Consider the following 18,720-nt stretch of genomic DNA (forward strand, 5'->3'; position numbering starts at 1 on the left):
CACGCTAACCCTGTAACATCTTGTTACGTGTAATGTATATTATGTTAAATCATGTATGCGAATGGCCTCAGGCTTTAGATATCAGATCCACCACTCCCAACCTCTCAGTCTAAGCAACGCCATTCGTTTGCTGCTTCAACAACCAATGTCTCTCGGTAGTCCATCCGATAAAAACCTGAGCACCTTCGCTTGCTTGGCGAGCCTCGGTCAACGGTGCGCCAGAAGCCGCTACTCGCAATCCTCTAATCGCCGGCAGGAACCTTTCACGAAATGCACTAGGCTGAATCGCGAAATGAGCTTCGATACGTTCAATCGCGAAACGCATTTCTGCCTCATCGAGCATCGCTAGATAAAAGACCATTTGCCGCCAGGCATAAGCCGTATTTTTGATCACCACCAGGCTGGAGTGATAAAACCGCAACTTCATCTGCTGGCGTACGCATATCCATCTGAAGCATTCCTCGGCCATCGAAGCCAGGCGATGCTGCAACAGCGCCTTCAACCCGAGCTCACCAAACAACAGCGCAAGGTTTTGCGTCGTCAGGATCTGTTGTTGCTCGATGATTTTCCCGTTAGTCGCCGGTCGCCATGTCCCCAGGCCCGCATCAGCCCGCTGGGAGCACAATCTGGCCAATGCGTCCCTGGAACTAGCGTCAGGTCTGGAGAACCTTTTCCGCCTGGATTTCGGTTGATCAGGAAGCATCGCCAATTGGCTTGCATCAATGTCGTAGTAATTGGCGTATAGCGTGCCACCTGTCAAAGATGCCGCCTGCCTGGCAGCTCTTATGTACTTGTTCGAGAAAGCGCCCATGAAAATGTCCGAGGCGACTTCTTCAACAAAAGGCAGATCCAGCTTGGCCATCGCACCAAGCGCAGCAAATTCCTGAATGAGTTTGTTGGGCAGGATCGCTTGAGGAAAAGCGCAAAGAGTCATCGCTGCGCATTCGATCAGGGCCTGTCTGGCTGCGTCAGCGACCACCGCGTCCGTTTCTCGCTGGTCCTCAACAGCCGCCACCCACGGCAATTCATTCATCCTGACCTGACTTTCCAGATCCAACAGCAACAATGATCGGCGTTGTCGAAAGGCGCGATAGGTTGCTACAGAGAGCATCCGCAGCGACATATCGCGAAATCCTGCACTGCAGATCTCAGCCGTTATCGCTGGCAGCAGCCGCGCCACGGTATCCCCGGATGTAATCAATCCCTTATCGATCAACTCGGCAATTGTGCCCTTTCGACACCGCTCGACGCGTCGACGAATATCAGTAGGAATGCCGATACCTGTTAACAGCGAATATGCGGTCGCTTCTTCGCAGGTAACGGGTTGCAGCAGAGATGAAAAGTCGGAAACTCCGTCCGAACCGGGATACCTGCTCAGACGTGCGGCAACCGCTTTAGCAAATAGATGGTGCCCGGGTGAGGACACGTGACTGCGTTGAGACTCTCTGTGCTTTTGATGAGATTCGGATTCGGGATGACCATGCTTGCGTACGAAATCGTCGACGATCCTGCGAATTCGTCCGACTTGCCGTCCGGTAAGCAACGCCGCATCGCTGGCGCAAACCCCCAGCAGTGCAAACAACTCCCCTACCCGATCCCGCCGGTTTTCAGCTTCACACGGAGCGCTGGGGCAAGAAGCATCGAACTGCCGCTTCAGAATATTCGCCTGCTCAAACCAGCCCTCGGGGTACCGGCGACAAGGCCAATCATCCTGATACGTCAAAAGGAAAAGCGACACCGCCGCATCGTAGAGCGGCAAGCGAGTCTCGATGACATGTTTTTGCGCTGCCAGACGCGTCTGTGCTGGGCGGTTTGAAAGCACGGTTCTGACATCACCGACAGTAAAAACCTGCACTTGCCCTGCTGAAAGCGGCGAACCGTCAGAAGCCATCGGAAAGAATCGCAGCTGTTCAAAGAAAGGCGCTATCGCTTCAACCAGGTCCCATGCGTTCTCTGTACGTTGTTGGCCCAGCAACCAGGCCACCGTCAGCAGTGCAGCTTCTTCTGGCACCTCGATTCGATAATCCCCGCTCGCCAGCTTCGTTTGCAGTACCTCAATCCCCTCCTCCGTAAGGTGCCAAGTGTTGAGATCGAGTCGCTCGAAGCCAGGACGGATACCAGGAATCGAAGCAGCCAAATGTCGCTCGTACTCGGTCAGTGCGCCACCGGCCATGTACTGCCCAGTGGCAAAACCACCCGTGGCGACTTCCAGCGTGACCCACTCAGGCACATCCGCGAATGGAGTTCGTGAGCCATACGACGCAGATCCCTGCAATATGTGCTCGATTACATTGCGCCAGCGCTCGATGCGCTTGCTCGTCTGTCCGTTATCGTCGAGGCCCGATGCAGCGAGTGCCCGAGACAGTTGAAAGGCTGCATAGCCGGCACCTATGCCGGCATTCGCATTCGATTCCCTATCGTCCCTGAGCATGAGTCCTTCCGAGCCTGCGATGTTGTGGGTCCGGGGGCTGGATTCGAACCAGCGCCCACCCGGTTAAGAGCCGAGTGTTCTACCGCTGAACTACCCCGGAACAGAGCGCGGATTGTCCACCAGCGCTGAACGATTGTGAAGATCGAAAATATTGCCGCTTGTGAACCTGAACGTAATCAGGTGATCTCGGGAAGAGTCGTCAAGACCAGCGCAGTTCGATCGAGTCCTTTGCACCGGCGTCGCGAACCAATACGCCTGGAGCCCGACGACTTTATTTCGGGTTGCGGGATTGTCAGCGAGTTTAGCGCTACTGTGCGTAATCGATTACTTCGCCGTTCCAATAGCAATTGTACGGGCTGGAGCGGCCGCGATTGGTATTGCACTCAGAATTCGTTTGAGTTCGATCCCCAGTGCCTCCCTTCTGATTCTGCACTGATTTGCCAGGCTCCGACCCCATAGTCCGCATGATAGGTCGGGCTGATAAGCGCCGTTACTTTGTCTGCCCTAGGTTTCAGCAGCAATGAAACGTCAGGCTTGATGCCCTTCCACTGGAGACTGTCGTGATAAATGTGCGCTGACTCCATTGCATCCAGGAGGCTGGCGCGGGCGCTGCGATACTTCGCATCGAAAACCAAGAAGCGCTTCGTCGAAGGCGAGTCCAACGTCACGACGATGTCCGGATATCGCTCTCGCGATAAGCTTTGAAAACCGCGATGCGCAGGTTGATCAATCGCTGGGCATCGGACTTGGTAACATGCCTCAACGGTCACATCAGCCGCTATTCCCCGCCACACGATTTCTTTTAAACCCATCGATCGATATTCACGACTCCAGACGAGTTCAGGAAACTGACGTTGCAGCTGTGAGACTACAGTTACAAAGCACCACCGCTCATAAACCTCCCATGTTGGGCTGACCCACAGCGTCTCATCAGGATCCTTTCCCAACCAACCTGAACGCAACGCGTACCAACCAAACCGATAAGCTCGCGCGTATGCAGACGGATGCGGAGTCCAACCGCTTGACCGTGTGCGCACTCACCGACGTGCGATCACTCTTCAAGGTTGTTAACGGCCGCTGAGATATCTGTTTGAGCGCGCGGTGAAACCGATCCCCATAGCGCCTCAGCCTCGCAAACCAAGTCGTTGGCTGGCGCTCAGGCCATAATCGCTCGAACCAGAAAATCACCTTGGCCGGACACCTACCTGAGCTCTCAGTCGGCAAAGTTCATATCACTGCACATGAGTTCGTCTTTAGCATGGACGAGAGCAATCGTTGGCGCGCTGCCATGTGCCTCTCACCACACTCGATTCGCTCTTGGGGGCTTCACCCGCCTTAAACCCGGAGAGGCTGCGGACTTCTGAAGCTTTCGATGCCTCTCCGAGTAAAGGACGAAGAAAGATATGGAAATGCATGGCATCAAAAGCTACGGCGAGAGACTTCAGTTCGCATATACCCTTCGTGGGTTTCCAAAACTCTACGCGCTGTCACACCGAATCGGTGTGACGGACAGCGCCCTCAGTCGGTGGTTTCGTTCAGAGCCAATCAGCATGGAGAACTTCGCCAAGCTGTGCGTCGAGCTGAACGTCAATGCCGATTGGCTTCTGCTCGGCCGTGGACGGCACTCGCTCGGCGCCATGCATGACGCGCCGCATCGCAAAGCGCTCGCGGACGTGATTGAAAGAATGGCCGACAACGACGTTCGTAACCTCGCCAAGTTTCTTGATGAAGTAACCACTCCAGCAACTTGAGCGCCACGCAATATTTTCAGGGCAATTCGTGAGCAATGCTCAACCGACTGAGCTTCACGAAGGGTCCGATATTGATAACTTCTAGATGCCCGAGCAATGACGCCTGGGTATGAGCTGGAGATCATCATGTGCACTAAGGAATCTGCAAAAGCTGATGTAGAAGTGAAGTTCGAGTCCCAGAAAACGTTCAGCCTTTTCGGTCGGAACATCTCAACTTGCCAAGCGGCCCTGGGGGCTGGTGCTCACGTGCAAGTCACCAACACAGAAGGCCTGAACTACCATCTGAATGTTTTCGCGAAATGCGAGTGCGACGGACTTCTGAAGAGGCTCAACGTGGCAATCGACAAGTCCATAGGTAACCCTCCCGAAGGCTTGCGTGACGTCCCTTTCACTATCGACCGCACTTCCCATCCCGACTGGCGCTCTCGTCAAGCCTATCTTCGCGATGGTGTGGGATTTACGAGCAGGATCATCACCTGCGCATGGCCTGCCCTTGCGCCGCCTAAGCTGGGCAGCGTGGTAACCGGTGGAACTACGACGACAATCGACGCCACAGCCATCGACTCGCAGTTGGTTTATGCCATGACCGATGCTACCCCGGAGCAGGTCAGCGCATACTCCCACCTGAACCTCTACGCACAGGGGGCTGCGCGTGCGGTCCTGAAAAGCAAGGGCGTGGACATCACCAATACGGACTATCTGCAGACGAAGCAATGGTTCGATGCTGTGGTTTACCAACTGACCGATCTGGGCTTTACCGTAAAGGCAGCGAGTGGCGGCCAGGTCAGGCAGGATGTCTCTTCAGGTAACGTGGACATCGGTAGTTTGCTGACCACCATCGTTGGCACGTATCTGGGAGCGACGGAACTCGAGAGTTTCAAGCAGCTCGCGACGCTCTTGGCCAAGGATCCCAACGATTCGGGCACCCACGACTTCATGACCTTCTGGTGGAACAAGGCCAGCACTAAGGACGGCCGCACGACTGTCGCCTTTGGCCCCATCAAGAACGACCAGGGCATGGCTTCGGTGACGGTGGTTTACCTCGTGTTGGATGTGGAATTCACAGACTGGCACTCATTGTTTGTCAGCTACCACCATGAAGGTGTAATGATCCGCAGCGCAGCCATTACCCTGGATCTCGACATGGAGGTCTACAGCAACAATGAAAAAGCAATCTTCGACGCCATCTCCGGCGCAGTCGCCAATCACATCAAGACTCAGGAGCTGAGTTTCGACTGATAGTCGATCGATGCGGGGCTCCAGCACATATTCGCAACGCTGGAGCCCCGTTTTTTTGTGCAATGGCACTTTCCGCGCTGCCTTTCTTAGTCGACCGTGATCTGCCCTGAGGGACTGGCGCTAAGGAACGCGTAGACGGCTCACCACCCGATTAATCTCCCCTACCACCCGCCCCGTCGCCTCCTCGATCGTTCCCTCATTCCGACACAAAAACCAACCCTGATCGGCAGCGGCCACCTCAAACGCCTCAGTACAAGCGACATGCTCCTCCAGACCGCGAAGCACAGTACTGCTCAAGCCACGCCGTCGCGCCCCCGCCCTCGCCCACGAAATCTCCGCCGCCGTGACCACGCCAACATGCAGGTCGGGCACCTGAACGTTGCGATCACGGTTTAATTGCAGGATTTCAGCAAACGGGACTATCCGGCGAAACGCCGCATCGGACGGGTACCAGCGATCGATCAGGATGATGCTGTCGGCAGGCTGTTTGGTCAGCACGTGCTGGGAAATCCAGCTGCGGCTATCAGCCAGGCGTTGGCAAACTTCCAGTTCCAGATCCCGGTCAGGATGTCGGACGAGTCGGTTCACCAGATGCATTGTCTCGCCCCTGAACGGGTCGCTTTTTTTCTCGCACAACCGGATGACTTTCTGGTTGTCTGCCCTCAAGACTTCAGTGATCGCCTCCAACAGCGAGGTTTTGCCGACGCCTTTGGGGCCATCAAGAGAAATAAACAGCGGACGAGTCATTGTTCACAGGCTTTAACGGGAAGTGGTGAACACTCTAACGGATTTTCAGGTTGAACCTCTTCTGCTCAGGCGGACTCCCAAACCTGAATTCAGGAGAAACCTATGACCCAGACAGCTCTAGTCGTGGGCGCCAGCGGCATTGTCGGCAGCGCCATCACCCAGTTACTTATCGACAACCAGTGGCAGGTCGCCGCGCTGTCGAGGCATCCATCTCAACTTCAAGGCGTGATCCCTGTCGCGGCGGACCTTCAGGATCCAGCCTCTTTGGAACAGGCGCTGAGGGATGTGAAACCCACGCATGTGTTCATTACCACATGGTCGCGGCAAGCCACGGAGGCCGAGAACATTCGCGTCAATGCCGCCATGGTGCGCAACGTCCTCGCCGCCATTCGCCCAGCCAAAAGCGTCAAACACGTAGCACTGGTTACCGGCCTGAAACACTATCTCGGCCCTTTCGAAGCCTATGGTAAGGGCAGCCTGCCACAGACGCCGTTTCGCGAAGAACAGGGTCGTCTGGATGTCGAGAATTTCTATTACGCTCAGGAAGACGAACTCTTCGCCGCGGCTGAAAAGGATGGCTTCACGTGGAGCGTTCATCGCCCGCACACCGTCACTGGGGTGGCCGTGGGCAACGCGATGAACATGGCAACCACCCTCGCCGTCTATGCCTCGATTTGCAAACACACCAATCGCCCTTTCGTATTTCCAGGATCAAAAGTGCAGTGGGACAGCCTCACCGACATGACCGATGCGCGGCAATTGGCGAAACAACAACTGTGGGCGGCCACCACGCCGGCTGCGGCAAATCAGGCATTCAATATCACCAATGGCGATGTATTCCGGTGGAAATGGATGTGGAGCCGAATTGCCGAATACTTCGACCTGCCTGCTGCTGACTATCCTGCATCACCCTCTCCTCTAGAGAAGCAGATGGCGGACGATCAAGCCGTATGGACGCAAATAGTCGCGGAGCAGGGTTTGAAAGAATCCGATATCGATCGCCTGATCTCCCCATGGCATACCGATGCGGATCTCGGCCGGCCCATCGAAGTGGTCACGGATATGTCGAAAAGCCGCCTGATGGGCTTCACTGCCTACCAGGCGAGCGATCAGGCATTTTTTGACGTGTTCGACAAACTGCGCGAGATGCGCTTGATCCCCTAGGCGGTTCCAGACAGATAAGGTGGGCACCTGGCGTGCCCCCTCATTCAACAGTCATTGCCACGCCCTCGCCCCCACATCTGCGACTTTCATTCGCCCTGTGAAATCCTCCCGCCAGTCACCGGCAGAACGCAGCCAATCGTATATCCCAACTCCAAAATAGCGCCTTCGACAGGCACTGCTCTGTATCCAAGTGTGTACGGACGCAAACACGTTACACAACATTGATCTTCCCGCCCCCTCAGACACAAGCGAGATACACCAGCACGATGAACTGCGCCCACGGCCAGCGCAGTGCTCCTGTGCCTGACACCTGTCACTGGGAGCACCTGAACGGCTTCCACTTTCTTGACGACAAGTCGGAGGATTAAACCCATGCAAACAAACGCGTTATCGGTCTTGAATCGGCTGCAACTTAACCTCGATCGCGCTGGAGACTGGATCGCCCCTGTGAGCCTGCGCGTGTTTCTGGCCTGGGAGTTTTTTGAAGCGGGATGGGAAAAGTGGAACGGTGAGAACTGGTTCCCCAGCATTCAAGGGGCCTTTCCTTTTCCCTTCAATCAGCTGCCGGCTACGTTCAATTGGCAGTTATCCATGTGGGCAGAACTGCTCTGTTCCATTGCTTTGCTTGTAGGCCTGGGAACACGCCTCTCGGCACTGATCCTCATAGTGGTCACCGTCGTGGCAACTGCCGCAGTTCACTGGCCAGCAGAGTGGTCGACGTTGAGCGAACTGGCTATGGGCTACTCCATCAGCAACAAAGGCTACGGCAATTTCAAACTTCCTTTGATCTACCTCGTAGCCCTTCTGCCACTCGTGTTCACAGGCGCCGGCAAGCTGAGCCTGGATACATTCTTCGGTCGGTATCTCAAGCGTTTGAATGCACGCTGAGTGTTATCGCGTCATCAAGGGTATCGCTCTCAACCCCCACTAGTTAATCAGGAGTTTCACCATGACCCATATTGATAAAGTGCTGTACACCGGCAAAGTCCATACCTCTTCGGGTGGACGCAATGGCACCGCCCTCAGTGACGATGGCCGACTGGATATAAAGCTGTCGTCGCCTGGCACCTCTGGCGCCGGTACCAACCCAGAGCAGTTGTTCGCCGCTGGTTGGTCGGCCTGTTTTATCGGCGCGATGGGGCTTGCGGCGAACAAGCTGAAAGTCACCCTCCCGGGTGACCTTGCCGTCGACGCCGAAGTGGATCTAGGCACAACCGATGGTGCTTATTTCCTCCAGGCTCGCCTCAACGTCTTCCTTCCCGGGCTGGATCGCAACGTCGCTCAAGACCTGATCGATACCGCACACCAGACATGCCCGTACTCCAAAGCGACGCGGAACAACATCAACGTGGTGATCAACCTCGTTTGAGCAGAACCGTGGCGGGTTTCAATCGCCCGATTCACACCCTCGGCTGCCAACGGTGACCGTGGAGGTGCTGTGGATCGGGGGTTTCAGACGTCGAATCGGAGTATTTAGCTCATGCAAACGAACACTTCATCATCAACGCATTTAGATCCACAGCTTCCCCCTGCGGCGACCGTCGGGCTCGGGTTGCGCCGTGCGCTGCTCAACACGCTTCGTGACGCTCCAGTCGGGGATTTCGATTTTCTAGAGGTTGCTCCAGAGAACTGGATCGGCATCGGCGGCGCGCATGGAGCGGCCCTGCAGATGCTAGCTGAACGTTATCCGCTGTCATGCCATGGTCTGTCACTTTCGCTGGGTGGCAGTGCGCCGCTGGACGAGTCTTTTCTTGAGCAGGTCCGCGGGTTTCTCGATCGCTTCAACGTGCCGTTCTATAGCGAACACCTGAGTTACTGCAGTGACGATGGCCATCTCTACGACCTGCTGCCGTTGCCATTCACTGAGGAGGCAGTTCATCACGTTGCTGCGCGCATCCGCCGTGCACAGGACATTCTCGGTCGTCGTCTTGCTGTAGAAAACGTCTCCTACTACGCCGCTGCTCATCAGGACATGGACGAACTTGCTTTTACCAATGCAGTGCTTCGCGAGGCCGATTGCGACCTGTTGCTCGACGTTAACAATGTGTACGTCAACTCAGTCAACCACCGCTTTGATCCAGCGGTTTTCCTCGCCGGCCTGGAACCCGAACGCGTAGTCGCCATGCACGTGGCTGGGCATTACGACGAAGCCGAGGACCTGATCATCGACACCCATGGTGCGTCGGTCAAACCGGTAGTCTGGTCATTGCTGGGGCAGGCTTATGGCCTTTTCGGCGTGAAGCCAACCCTGCTGGAGCGCGATTTCAACTTTCCGTCCTACGACGAACTGGTGGCTGAACTGAATACCATCAGGCGCTTGCAACGCGACGCCAATGCTTTGGTGCGGGTGACCGTCGATGGCTGACTCCCCTTCAAGTTTGCACAGTCAGCAGCTCGCGCTGACCCGGTACCTGCGTGACCCGGACAGTTATGCGCCGCCAGCGCAGATGAATCCTGCAAGAGCGCAGGTCTACCTCAACCTGGTGTTGAACAATCTGTTGGGGTTGCTGGGTGGAACGTTTCCAGTGCTGATTGCCGTGCTGGGTGATGCCGGTTGGCGTGCGCTGGTACGACGTTTTTTGCGTGACTACCGCGCGCAAACACCACGCTTCGGAGAAATTGCTCGTGAGTTTGTAGACTTCGTAGCGAGCCTGGAAGACTCGCCCGGTCACGAACACCCTTGGTACCCGTTCTTGCCTGAATTGGCTCATTACGAGTGGGTGGAGATGGCGCTGCAACAGTTGGACGCTGCGCCTTTAAAGCCCAGTGATGCGGCGCATTTACTCGATCATCCCCTCAGGCTTTCCCCGCTCGTCTGGCCGCTGGCTTACACATGGGCCGTACATCGTCTCGGCCCAGGCCACTTGCCTTCTGAACCGCCAGAACAACCGACGTTGCTGCTGATCAGCCGTGTGCCGAGTGGCCAGGTGCAATTCTCCCAGGTCAGCCCTCTCGCGTTCCGTTTGTTGCAGCGGATCGAGCACTTCCCTGACATGGATGGACGAGCGCAGTTGCACGCTTTGGCTGCGGAGGCTGGGGCATCAGACGTGACCAGCTTCGTCGCTGACGCACTGGTGCTGCTGCGCCAGCTGCATGCGCAAGCTGTCGTCGGGGTAGCAGCGACACCCGTTTTAAAGCTGTTGTCCTGACTGACGCGCAAAGGCTGAGGTCGGTTTTTGTATCTCTATGTACCCAAACGCTAAGTCTTGGGATTGGCTTACAAATGCTCCGCTCGCCGATACATCGCCGATACATGACTCCCGCTAAATAGGCCTGCCCGAATAAGGTCGCTCTGTCGAAGTGGACGACGCGTGCGCCCTTCGCCTCGAGCTTCCTTGAGGGTCTATCCGCCCTGTGGCATGAACCGCGGCCTCGCCGCGCAAAGCATCTGGAGAAGCACTATGTACCGTAAACCAATGTCGAACAAAACCAGTCTCGGCCTGGCCGCAATTGCTTTAGCCGGTGGCATGAGCCTGGCATCGTCTGCCGCTTTTGCTGTTGAGCCATTGCCCCAAGGCTACCAACTGGCATCGGCCGATAAAACCGGCGAAGGCAAGTGTGGCGAAGGAAAATGCGGCGCCAGCGAAGCCAGCGACAAGTCCGCTACTGCCGAAGGCAAGTGCGGTGAAGGCAAATGTGGGGACGACTCTTTCGCTCGCACAGATACCGACCATGATGGCCTCGTCTCTCTTAAAGAGCTGCTGGCTGTGGCACCTCAGGGCGGTGAAGAATTCAAAGCGATGGACACCAACCACGATGGTTTTCTTTCGGAAGGTGAGGTCTACAAGTTCAGAACCAACCAGTACATTTCCAATGGCAAGAAAGTACCCACCGAGCTATTTACCCGCATGAGCAAAGCGCAGAACTGATTCCTCCCGCCGTAGCATTCGCCCTCCCCGCGCCTGCAGCCAGGGAGGGCGATCTACTTTCTGCAAAGCGCTCAATGTTAAATGCGGATTGATTACACAGCGTTATAAGTGATGTTCTCCGCCCCTGATTTATCCCCTGAACGCAACACTCTAAAGTCGATCCCACTGCTCCCCTCTTCATATCGATGGGGCGCCTACAGGAGACTTATCCCATGCCTTTCATCAGCGTTCGTATCACTCGCGACGGCGTTACCAAAGAACAGAAATCCCAAGTCATCGCCGAGATCACCAAAACCATGCAAACAGTCCTCAACAAGGACCCGCACCTCACCCATATCGTCATTGAAGAGGTCGACACCGATAACTGGGGCTATGCCGGAATTACCACCACTGAGTACCGCCAACAACTGACGGAGTCGAAGAAATGACTTTCCCCGTCAGTATCGACTTTGTGTCGGATGTCGTGTGCCCCTGGTGCGCACTCGGCGCCACAGCGCTGGAACAAGCCATCGCCAATGTTGCCGGCGAGGTTGCCGTAGAACTGACCTTCAAGCCGTTCGAATTGAACCCGGACATGCCGGCCGAGGGCGAGCACGCCATCAAGCACATGATGCGCAAATACGGGCGCAGCGCCGAAGAAGTCGCCACGCGCAATGAAATGATCGTCGCGCGTGGCAATGCCATCGGTTTTCAGTTCGACCTGGAAAAGCGCAGCCATTTCTACAACACCTTCGATGCCCATCGCCTTCTGCTCTGGGCCGTGCAGGAAGGCCGCCAGGTCGCGCTGAAGAAAATCCTGATCGAGGCTTATTTCACCAATGGCGAGAACCCCAGCGACCACGAAACACTGGTGCGCCTGGCCGGTGAAGCGGGACTTTCAACCACCCGCGCCCGCGAGATTTTGACTAGCGAGGCGTTCGCTCTCGAGGTCCGTGAACTTGAGAGCTTTTACCTTGAGCGCGGGATTAACTCGGTCCCGGCCATGGTGCTGAACGGCCGTCAGTTGGTGTCCGGATCGCTATCCGTCAAGGAATACGAACAAATCCTCAGGCAAGTCGCACGAGAGTCCGCCACTGCCTGACAAAGCGACTTAACTGCAATCTCAGTTATCAAGCATTTCGCCGGGGCTTGTTGAAGTGACCGCCCCACTTCCTTCCATCAACGTCAAGTGAACCGTCATGCCTCACGACTTGAATCAACTGGAAACTGCGCTGGCTGCTTACCCCCGAGTGGCGCTGCTGGAAGGCCCGACACCGATTCAGAAACTGTCCCGTCTGAGCCGGGCCGCCGAGCTGCATGGCTGCGATCTCTACGTCAAACGCGATGACCTGATGGGCCTCGGCGGCGGTGGCAACAAACTGCGCAAACTCGAATTTTTGCTTGGCGAAGCATTGGCCGAAGGCGCGGACACACTGGTTACCTGGGGCGGCTTTCAATCCAATCACGCCAGGCTGACCGCCGCCGTCGCGGCCCGCCACGGCTTGGCCTGCGAGCTTATTCTGACTCCGTCTGCGGTGCGCAGCGATGATGATTTTTGTCATAACGGCAACGTATTGCTCGATGGCCTGTTTGGCGCAAAGGTTCATCGACTGCCGCGCGGTTTGACGCCCGATAGCTACGCTGGCGAACTGCTCAGCGCGCTCAAAAGCCAAGGCAAAAAACCCTTCCTCATACCATTGGGCGGCTCCAGCCCCAGGGGCAGTCTGGGCTACGCCGCTTGTGCGGGAGAGATCCTCCGCCAGGCAGACGCGCTCGGTGTGCAATTCGAGCGGATCATCATCCCCAACGGCAGCGCAGGGACCCATTCAGGACTGCAGGCGGGTCTGGCACTGGCTCGATCATCAACCGAAGTGATCGGCTACTCGGTGTTGGCAACTGAGGAGCAGGCCACGGCCGCGACCCTGGGAAAAACTCGGGAAACCTTGCAGCTCCTGGACCCGTCCGCAACCCTTCTGCAAAGCGCAATCACTGTGGATGGCAGTCAACGTGGCGACGCCTACGGCGCACCCACCGAATCGATGCTCGAAGCGGTTCGACTGCTGGCCTCCGTTGAGGGCTTGCTGACGGATCCGGTCTACGGTGGCAAGGCCTTCGCCGGGTTGCTCGCTGCCGTGCGCCGGGGCGACTACCCGCCAGGAAGCAATCTGCTGTTTGTGATGACCGGCGGCTTGCCTGGCCTTTTTGCCTACCGCAGCGCCTTCAACTGACTTGAGCTTTTTCGTCGTCATAAAAAACTGATGCCCGGGCGAGCCCACGGCATCGGTCACTCAACTTGCGTGGAGTACATTGTCATGTCGAACGCCCCTTATCCGCTGAACCGCACCGCTTATCTGCTGGTCGATCCGTACAACGATTTTCTCTCGGAAAACGGCAAGGTCTTCCCCTTGATCAAGCCGATTGCCGAGCAGGTCGGGCTGCTCGACAACCTGCGAGCCCTCGATCGCGCCGTACGGGCGCAGAACATTCCGGTGGTCATCGTGCCGCACCACCGCTGGGAACATGGCGACTATGAAGGCTGGGACCATCCAACACCGACCCAGTGCAAAATCATGCACATGCACCACTTCGCACGCGGTGAATGGGGCGGCGAATGGCATCCCGATTTCGCGCCGAAGGACGGCGACATTGTCGTGCAGGAACATTGGGGCTCCAGCGGCTTTGCCAATACCGACCTTGATTTTCGCCTGAAGCAGAAAGGCATCACCCACGTCATCATCGTCGGCCTGCTCGCCAACACCTGCATCGAAGCGACCGCCCGCTACGCCTCGGAACTGGGCTACCACGTCACGCTGGTGCGGGATGCGACCGCCGCTTTCCGTGCGGAAATGATGCACGCCGCCCATGAGTTGAACGGGCCGACCTTCGCTCATTCAATCGTGACCACCCAAGCACTGATTGAGGCGCTGGCAGCGCAGGAGTAACGGCAGATGGACCTCACCGATTTCGCCAGTTTGCCGAGGTGGTGCGTCAAGGCCGCTTTCTGCAATGGGCGATCGGCCCCCGTCAAAAATGCACCTTGAGCAAGAGACTCAACGCGTTCTGGTCGGTAGGGAATCCGCTCGTGTCTTCAATCCCGTATTTATTCGACCAGTAATCCCACTCAAGTCCCGCATAAAAACGTTTTTGCTGTTGCCCCAGCGCCTTGCCCACGTCGTATTTGACTTGTGGGTTGAAGTGAAAGCTCCTGGCCACATAGTTGGAGGTGCCTTTGCTGCCGACGTCGTTGACGTACCACTCCAGATAGCCGTCGAAAAGAATGTCGGAGCGACCCACCGGGAGGGTCATGGACCAGGTCGGGTTGATCTGCCATTGACCTGAGGCCTTACCGGTGATGCCGTCGGGTTTGCGGTAGTAGGTATTCAGGGAAAAGCGATCGAAGCCTGGAAGCATGAGGTCGACAGCAGGACCCAGCAGGTATTTGCGATTGCGGTTTTCACCGCGCTCGTAGGTGGCGGCGATGAGGACGTCCTTGACGATGCCATAGCTCAGGGAGCGGTCACTGATTTTGCCCAGCGACAGCCGTGGGGAGAATTCACCGTAGTAGGAATGGCCGTCGGCACCCGAGAGTCCGCTGGACCATTTGTTGTCGACGAACATGAAGATATCGCCCCACGTCCAGCCGCTGGCGTGTTCGAAGCTCAGCGTTTGCTGAGTATCGTCGCCTGTGCCGTCGACTTTGAAATGCTGGCCGTAGAGGTAGCTCAAGCTGTTGTCGTTCCACAACAGAGGGCCAGCCTCGGCGCCGGCGCTGGCCAGCGCAAACAGCGGAGGCAGGCTGCGACGCAGCAGCGAAGGTGCAAGTAATGGAATACGCGATGCTTTCATGGGCTGCCCTTTTCAGGTGATTGGCGGATATCACCGGCAAGGCATGGCCGAGCTGCGGATCAAGCAGCTGCTCTGGCCCTCAAATTAACGAGGGGCGACCCTTGCCGGGTACGCGGCGTAATGCCGCCAGAGCAATGCCCTGCACCTCGGGTCCTGTTGAGAGCCCACTGTGCTGACCGCTTCTACTCGATTCCGGACTAAGCAGAGGTTGTGCCAACTGAGCGAATACAATCTTCAACCCTCATTCAGCACAATCGATGCGTAAAACTGAATACTTTGCAGCCATCGGTTGTGCACCAGATTGAGGCGCGCCCACTTGAATTCGCACCGTTGCGATTCGCCTACCCACCTCCTGCTGATTGCCTCGCCCGCCGGATCCCGTGAGGGCGGGCCTGCGACGGCTTGGCACACTTTTGGCTATTACCACTTTCGAGTAGAAGCGGTCAGTGCCAGCAATGGCACCGGGCATTGCTCTTGCGCCCTTCCCTGTGGGCGTACGTCCGATTGGATGCTTGAACGCGGCGCCAGCGCCCCGGGCAAGAGAGAAGTGTCAGCCGTGTAACTACGCATACGCGCCCTCTCTCCTCCCCTTGTTCTCTCCAATCGGTCCCGCGCTGGCGTGCCGATTGGCGCGCGGCGGTTTTCGAATCGTTGTGGAGAACACATCATGAAAATTCGCTTTGCCTTGGGTCAACCGCTTCGCTCGCTACTGGCCACGGCGCTTGTGCCCGCCGCCCTGATCGCGTCTCCACTGGCTTCGGCCAATGACAAGGTGGTGCTGCTCACTTCCTGGTATGCCCAAGCCGAACAGGGTGGTTTCTACCAGGCCCTGGCGGATGGACTGTATGAAAAAGAAGGCCTGGACGTGACCATCCGCATGGGTGGCCCGCAGGTCAATGGCATGCAGCTGCTGCTCAACAAGCAGGCCGATTTCATCGTCAACTACGACTTGCAGATTCTCAAAAGTGTGGAGCAAGGCATGCCGGTGGTGGCCGTGGCCGCGCCCTTTCAAGGTGACCCTCAGGGTCTGCTGACCCATGCCGATGTGAGCGGCCTGGATGCGTTGCAGAACAAGCAGGTGCTGGTTTCCACCTCCGGCCAGCAAACCTGGTGGCCGTGGCTCAAGGGCAAATATCAGCTCAAGGACAGCCAGGCCCGTCCCTACACCTTCAACCTGCAACCCTTCCTCGCGGACGCCAACACCACGCAGCAGGCCTATGCCAGCTCCGAGTTGTTCCAGGCGTTGAAGATTGGGGAGAAAGCCAACTTCTTCCTGTTTGCCGACGCCGGTTACCCGCCCTACGGCTCGACCCTGGCCACTCGCCAGGATGTGATCGATCAACATCCGGATCGAGTCCAGCGCTTCGTTCGCGCGTCCATGGAGGGCTGGAAGCGCTACCTCGACAACCCGAGCGCCAACCACCTGATCAAGGCCGACAACCCGAACATGAGCGATGAATTGCTCGCCTGGGGCTTGTCGACGCTCAAGCAATATCGCCTGGTCACCGGCGGTGATGCCGCCACCCAAGGCATCGGCGTGATGAGCGATGCGCGCTGGCAGGCCACGCGCAATTTCATGGTCGAAGCCGGCCTGCTCGGTGCCGATGCGCCTTGGCAGAAGGCCTACACCACGCGCTTCGTCGAGGACTTGAAGGTACTGCCTGGCGCCGAACAGTCCGCCAGCCGCTGAGCCTGATTGCAAGACTGTTGAACCCAGAGCCCGAGCCCAAGAGCCGGCTGAACGAATACCGTGAGGACACTTGTTATGTTGGTCACCAAACAACCTGTATTGCGCCGTTTCTGGTATGCCCTGCTGCCCATGACCGCGCTGGATGCCGGCCCGCAGCCCTTCACTTTACTCGGTGAGGCGCTGGTGCTGTGGAAGCGCCCCGACGGCACCCCGGTGGCCATGCGCGACCGTTGCTGCCACCGCACCGCCAGGCTCTCGAAAGGTTTTGTGAGCGAGGACGGTAACATCGCCTGCGGCTATCACGGCTGGGAATATGATTGCACCGGTACCTGCGTGAAGATCCCGCAAAACCCCGCTGGCATGATTCCGCCGGGCGCCTCGGTCCAGGCCTTTCACTGCCAGGAAAAATACGGCTACGCCTGGGTTGCCCTCGACGATCCTCTGCAACCAATCCCTGAGTTTCCCGAAGATGGCGCCCCGGGCTACCGGCGCATCTTCCAGTTTTATGAAGAGTGGAAAACCAGCCCGCTGCGGGTCATGGAAAACTCCTTTGACAACTCGCATTTTTCCTTCGTCCACAAAGCCAATTTCGGCCTTTTCGACCAGCCCGCGCCGGCCGGCTACGAGTTTCGCGAAACCGACTATGGCTTCGAGGCGGAGACCCGTGTGCCGATCCGCAATCCTGAGGAGAGCTATCGCATCACCGGCACCCGCGAGCCGATCACCCAGCGCCACCTGATCAACCGCTACTACCTGCCCTTCTCCCGGCGCTTTGGCTGCATGTACCCGGACAGCGGCATCCACCACATCATCTACAACTGCGCGACGCCCATGGAAGACGGGCGCCTGATGCTGGTCCAGTGGTTGTATCGCAATGACAGTGAAGAGCAATGCTCGACCCAGGAACTGATCGACTGGGACGCAGCGATCACCGCCGAAGACCGCGACATCCTCGAAGCCACCGATTACGACGCCTGTGTCGATACTCGCCGGCGAGTGGAACTGCACATGCCGTCGGACAAGCCTGGCCTGGTGATTCGCCGGCAATTGCTGGGCCTGCTCGAAGCTCACGGTGAAAGTGAAGTGTTCCTCAGCCATTGAAGTCAGCGCCCCGGTGTGCCGGGGCTTTACCGGACGCTCATGACCCAAGGGGAGAGCGCTATGTTGATGCAAACCATAACTGGGGCCAACGCCCTGCCACAGGCGTTGCCACGGGGCGACAGCGTCGGCGTGCAAACACCGCTGTTCGCCAATCAGGTGGAAAAAACCTACAGCAACGGTACCCAGGCCTTGAGCCGGGTGAAGCTGGCCATTCAGCGCGGCGAGTTCGTTTCATTGCTCGGCCCTTCGGGCTGCGGCAAGAGCACCCTGCTGAAAATGTTCGCCGGCCTCGAAGAGCCTTCCGCCGGCCACGTGCGCTGGTGGGGCAAAGACAGCCCGGCCAGCCCGACCCAAGGGCAAAGCCTGGCGATGGTGTTCCAGGAGGCGACCCTGATGCCTTGGGCGAAGGTCAGCGACAACGTGCGCCTGCCGCTGGATCTGGCCAATGTGCCCAAAGCCCAGAGCCAACCAAAGGTCGACGCAGCCCTTGCTCTTGTCGGCTTGGACCGCTTCAGCCAGGTGTACCCGCGGGAACTGTCCGGCGGCATGCAAATGCGCGCGTCCATCGCCCGGGCCTTGGCCACCGAGCCCAATCTGCTGTTGATGGACGAGCCCTTCGGCGCCCTGGATGAGTTCACCCGCAACAAGCTCGACAGCGACCTGCGTCAGCTGTGGGCTAGCCGCGACCTGACCGTGGTGTTCGTCACTCACAGCATTTTCGAGGCCGTCTACCTGTCATCGCGGGTGGTGGTGATGGGTGCGCGCCCGGGCCGAGTAATCGCCGACATCGAAATCGACGGCCCCTTGGAACGAGACGAGGCCTACCGCACCTCCCCGGCCTTTATCGCGCAGTGCGCACGCCTGTCCCGGCTGCTGGCCGAGGCCAATGGCGATCCTTGCTGA

General features: G+C 57.6%; 20 protein-coding genes and 1 tRNA gene. 15 read left to right on the forward strand and 6 right to left on the reverse strand.

The window, feature by feature from the left end; all coding sequences use genetic code 11:
* Positions 1 to 109 precede the first annotated feature (109 nt).
* The 4 genes from J2Y39_RS06235 to J2Y39_RS26435 all read right to left on the reverse strand — a co-directional run bounded on the left by J2Y39_RS06235 (position 110) and on the right by J2Y39_RS26435 (position 3,619).
* Positions 110 to 2,431 carry a hypothetical protein gene (locus tag J2Y39_RS06235; RefSeq protein ID WP_310215996.1) on the reverse strand — a complete coding sequence of 774 codons (2,322 nt, stop codon included), beginning with the start codon at positions 2,429 to 2,431 and terminating at the stop codon, positions 110 to 112.
* Positions 2,432 to 2,456: 25 nt separating this feature from the next.
* Positions 2,457 to 2,531 (reverse strand) — tRNA-Lys (locus tag J2Y39_RS06240).
* A 283-nt stretch (positions 2,532 to 2,814) separates the two neighbouring features.
* Positions 2,815 to 3,468, reverse strand: a complete 654-nt coding sequence (locus J2Y39_RS06245) for a nuclease domain-containing protein (protein WP_310215997.1) — start codon at positions 3,466 to 3,468, stop codon at positions 2,815 to 2,817.
* Positions 3,362 to 3,619, reverse strand: a complete 258-nt coding sequence (locus tag J2Y39_RS26435) for a DUF2357 domain-containing protein (protein WP_353956547.1) — start codon at positions 3,617 to 3,619, stop codon at positions 3,362 to 3,364. Before J2Y39_RS26435 ends, J2Y39_RS06245 begins: the two co-directional genes overlap by 107 nt.
* A gap of 215 nt (positions 3,620 to 3,834) precedes the next feature.
* Here J2Y39_RS26435 and J2Y39_RS06250 point away from each other — a divergent pair, with 215 nt between their 5' ends.
* The gene (locus J2Y39_RS06250) at positions 3,835 to 4,182 is read left to right on the forward strand and encodes a helix-turn-helix transcriptional regulator (protein WP_310215999.1); all 348 of its coding nucleotides are present in this window, start codon (positions 3,835 to 3,837) and stop codon (positions 4,180 to 4,182) included.
* 126 nt (positions 4,183 to 4,308) lie between these two features.
* Positions 4,309 to 5,421: a hypothetical protein gene (locus J2Y39_RS06255; RefSeq protein ID WP_252886207.1), complete on the forward strand. Its 1,113-nt coding sequence runs from the start codon at positions 4,309 to 4,311 to the stop codon at positions 5,419 to 5,421.
* Positions 5,422 to 5,541: 120 nt separating this feature from the next.
* Here the strand turns inward: J2Y39_RS06255 and J2Y39_RS06260 are convergent, their stop codons facing one another.
* Entirely contained in the window at positions 5,542 to 6,168 is a 627-nt protein-coding gene (locus J2Y39_RS06260) for a dTMP kinase (protein ID WP_310216003.1), read from the reverse strand.
* Positions 6,169 to 6,270: 102 nt separating this feature from the next.
* Between J2Y39_RS06260 and J2Y39_RS06265 the strand changes: the two genes are divergently transcribed.
* From J2Y39_RS06265 to J2Y39_RS06310, 10 genes are all read left to right on the forward strand, one after another.
* Entirely contained in the window at positions 6,271 to 7,332 is a 1,062-nt protein-coding gene (locus J2Y39_RS06265; protein WP_310216006.1) for an SDR family oxidoreductase, read from the forward strand.
* Positions 7,333 to 7,704: 372 nt separating this feature from the next.
* Positions 7,705 to 8,220: a DoxX family protein gene (locus J2Y39_RS06270; RefSeq protein WP_310216009.1), complete on the forward strand. Its 516-nt coding sequence runs from the start codon at positions 7,705 to 7,707 to the stop codon at positions 8,218 to 8,220.
* Between the two features lie 61 nt (positions 8,221 to 8,281).
* Positions 8,282 to 8,701, forward strand: coding sequence for an organic hydroperoxide resistance protein (locus J2Y39_RS06275; protein WP_310216012.1), 420 nt, complete (start codon positions 8,282 to 8,284; stop codon positions 8,699 to 8,701).
* Between the two features lie 111 nt (positions 8,702 to 8,812).
* Complete coding sequence (locus J2Y39_RS06280; RefSeq protein WP_150742175.1) at positions 8,813 to 9,697, forward strand: DUF692 domain-containing protein; 885 nt, start codon at positions 8,813 to 8,815, stop codon at positions 9,695 to 9,697.
* The gene (locus tag J2Y39_RS06285; protein WP_310216014.1) at positions 9,690 to 10,481 is read left to right on the forward strand and encodes a putative DNA-binding domain-containing protein; all 792 of its coding nucleotides are present in this window, start codon (positions 9,690 to 9,692) and stop codon (positions 10,479 to 10,481) included. The genes J2Y39_RS06280 and J2Y39_RS06285 overlap by 8 nt, the downstream gene beginning before the upstream one ends.
* A gap of 252 nt (positions 10,482 to 10,733) precedes the next feature.
* A complete protein-coding gene (locus J2Y39_RS06290; RefSeq protein ID WP_041480354.1) occupies positions 10,734 to 11,201 on the forward strand; it encodes a hypothetical protein in 468 nt (155 codons plus the stop codon).
* Positions 11,202 to 11,413: 212 nt separating this feature from the next.
* Positions 11,414 to 11,629 carry a 4-oxalocrotonate tautomerase family protein gene (locus J2Y39_RS06295; protein ID WP_016774741.1) on the forward strand — a complete coding sequence of 72 codons (216 nt, stop codon included), beginning with the start codon at positions 11,414 to 11,416 and terminating at the stop codon, positions 11,627 to 11,629.
* Positions 11,626 to 12,282: a DsbA family oxidoreductase gene (locus J2Y39_RS06300; RefSeq protein ID WP_310216017.1), complete on the forward strand. Its 657-nt coding sequence runs from the start codon at positions 11,626 to 11,628 to the stop codon at positions 12,280 to 12,282. The genes J2Y39_RS06295 and J2Y39_RS06300 overlap by 4 nt, the downstream gene beginning before the upstream one ends.
* 97 nt (positions 12,283 to 12,379) lie before the next feature.
* The gene (locus J2Y39_RS06305; protein ID WP_310216019.1) at positions 12,380 to 13,408 is read left to right on the forward strand and encodes a D-cysteine desulfhydrase family protein; all 1,029 of its coding nucleotides are present in this window, start codon (positions 12,380 to 12,382) and stop codon (positions 13,406 to 13,408) included.
* 84 nt (positions 13,409 to 13,492) lie between these two features.
* On the forward strand, positions 13,493 to 14,122 hold the full coding sequence (locus J2Y39_RS06310; protein WP_310216021.1) for an isochorismatase family cysteine hydrolase: 630 nt from the start codon (positions 13,493 to 13,495) through the stop codon (positions 14,120 to 14,122).
* Between the two features lie 82 nt (positions 14,123 to 14,204).
* Here the strand turns inward: J2Y39_RS06310 and J2Y39_RS06315 are convergent, their stop codons facing one another.
* On the reverse strand, positions 14,205 to 15,026 hold the full coding sequence (locus tag J2Y39_RS06315; RefSeq protein ID WP_310216023.1) for an outer membrane protein OmpK: 822 nt from the start codon (positions 15,024 to 15,026) through the stop codon (positions 14,205 to 14,207).
* A gap of 667 nt (positions 15,027 to 15,693) precedes the next feature.
* Here J2Y39_RS06315 and J2Y39_RS06320 point away from each other — a divergent pair.
* The 3 genes from J2Y39_RS06320 to J2Y39_RS06330 all read left to right on the forward strand — a co-directional run bounded on the left by J2Y39_RS06320 (position 15,694) and on the right by J2Y39_RS06330 (position 18,720).
* A complete protein-coding gene (locus J2Y39_RS06320) occupies positions 15,694 to 16,716 on the forward strand; it encodes an ABC transporter substrate-binding protein (RefSeq protein WP_310216026.1) in 1,023 nt (340 codons plus the stop codon).
* Between the two features lie 75 nt (positions 16,717 to 16,791).
* On the forward strand, positions 16,792 to 17,817 hold the full coding sequence (locus tag J2Y39_RS06325; protein WP_133337697.1) for an aromatic ring-hydroxylating dioxygenase subunit alpha: 1,026 nt from the start codon (positions 16,792 to 16,794) through the stop codon (positions 17,815 to 17,817).
* 60 nt (positions 17,818 to 17,877) lie between these two features.
* A complete protein-coding gene (locus J2Y39_RS06330) occupies positions 17,878 to 18,720 on the forward strand; it encodes an ABC transporter ATP-binding protein (RefSeq protein ID WP_310216028.1) in 843 nt (280 codons plus the stop codon).

Source organism: Pseudomonas sp. 2957 (genome assembly GCF_031456345.1).
Lineage (GTDB): Bacteria > Pseudomonadota > Gammaproteobacteria > Pseudomonadales > Pseudomonadaceae > Aquipseudomonas > Aquipseudomonas siliginis.

Coding starts and splice junctions, on each gene's coding strand:
- J2Y39_RS06235 (WP_310215996.1), bottom strand. CDS start 2,431: ATGCTCAGGGACGATAGGGAATCGAATGCGAATGCCGGCATAGGTGCC.
- J2Y39_RS06250 (WP_310215999.1), top strand. CDS start 3,835: ATGGAAATGCATGGCATCAAAAGCTACGGCGAGAGACTTCAGTTCGCA.
- J2Y39_RS06255 (WP_252886207.1), top strand. CDS start 4,309: ATGTGCACTAAGGAATCTGCAAAAGCTGATGTAGAAGTGAAGTTCGAG.
- J2Y39_RS06260 (WP_310216003.1), bottom strand. CDS start 6,168: ATGACTCGTCCGCTGTTTATTTCTCTTGATGGCCCCAAAGGCGTCGGC.
- J2Y39_RS06265 (WP_310216006.1), top strand. CDS start 6,271: ATGACCCAGACAGCTCTAGTCGTGGGCGCCAGCGGCATTGTCGGCAGC.
- J2Y39_RS06270 (WP_310216009.1), top strand. CDS start 7,705: ATGCAAACAAACGCGTTATCGGTCTTGAATCGGCTGCAACTTAACCTC.
- J2Y39_RS06275 (WP_310216012.1), top strand. CDS start 8,282: ATGACCCATATTGATAAAGTGCTGTACACCGGCAAAGTCCATACCTCT.
- J2Y39_RS06280 (WP_150742175.1), top strand. CDS start 8,813: ATGCAAACGAACACTTCATCATCAACGCATTTAGATCCACAGCTTCCC.
- J2Y39_RS06285 (WP_310216014.1), top strand. CDS start 9,690: ATGGCTGACTCCCCTTCAAGTTTGCACAGTCAGCAGCTCGCGCTGACC.
- J2Y39_RS06290 (WP_041480354.1), top strand. CDS start 10,734: ATGTACCGTAAACCAATGTCGAACAAAACCAGTCTCGGCCTGGCCGCA.
- J2Y39_RS06295 (WP_016774741.1), top strand. CDS start 11,414: ATGCCTTTCATCAGCGTTCGTATCACTCGCGACGGCGTTACCAAAGAA.
- J2Y39_RS06300 (WP_310216017.1), top strand. CDS start 11,626: ATGACTTTCCCCGTCAGTATCGACTTTGTGTCGGATGTCGTGTGCCCC.
- J2Y39_RS06305 (WP_310216019.1), top strand. CDS start 12,380: ATGCCTCACGACTTGAATCAACTGGAAACTGCGCTGGCTGCTTACCCC.
- J2Y39_RS06310 (WP_310216021.1), top strand. CDS start 13,493: ATGTCGAACGCCCCTTATCCGCTGAACCGCACCGCTTATCTGCTGGTC.
- J2Y39_RS06315 (WP_310216023.1), bottom strand. CDS start 15,026: ATGAAAGCATCGCGTATTCCATTACTTGCACCTTCGCTGCTGCGTCGC.
- J2Y39_RS06320 (WP_310216026.1), top strand. CDS start 15,694: ATGAAAATTCGCTTTGCCTTGGGTCAACCGCTTCGCTCGCTACTGGCC.
- J2Y39_RS06325 (WP_133337697.1), top strand. CDS start 16,792: ATGTTGGTCACCAAACAACCTGTATTGCGCCGTTTCTGGTATGCCCTG.
- J2Y39_RS06330 (WP_310216028.1), top strand. CDS start 17,878: ATGTTGATGCAAACCATAACTGGGGCCAACGCCCTGCCACAGGCGTTG.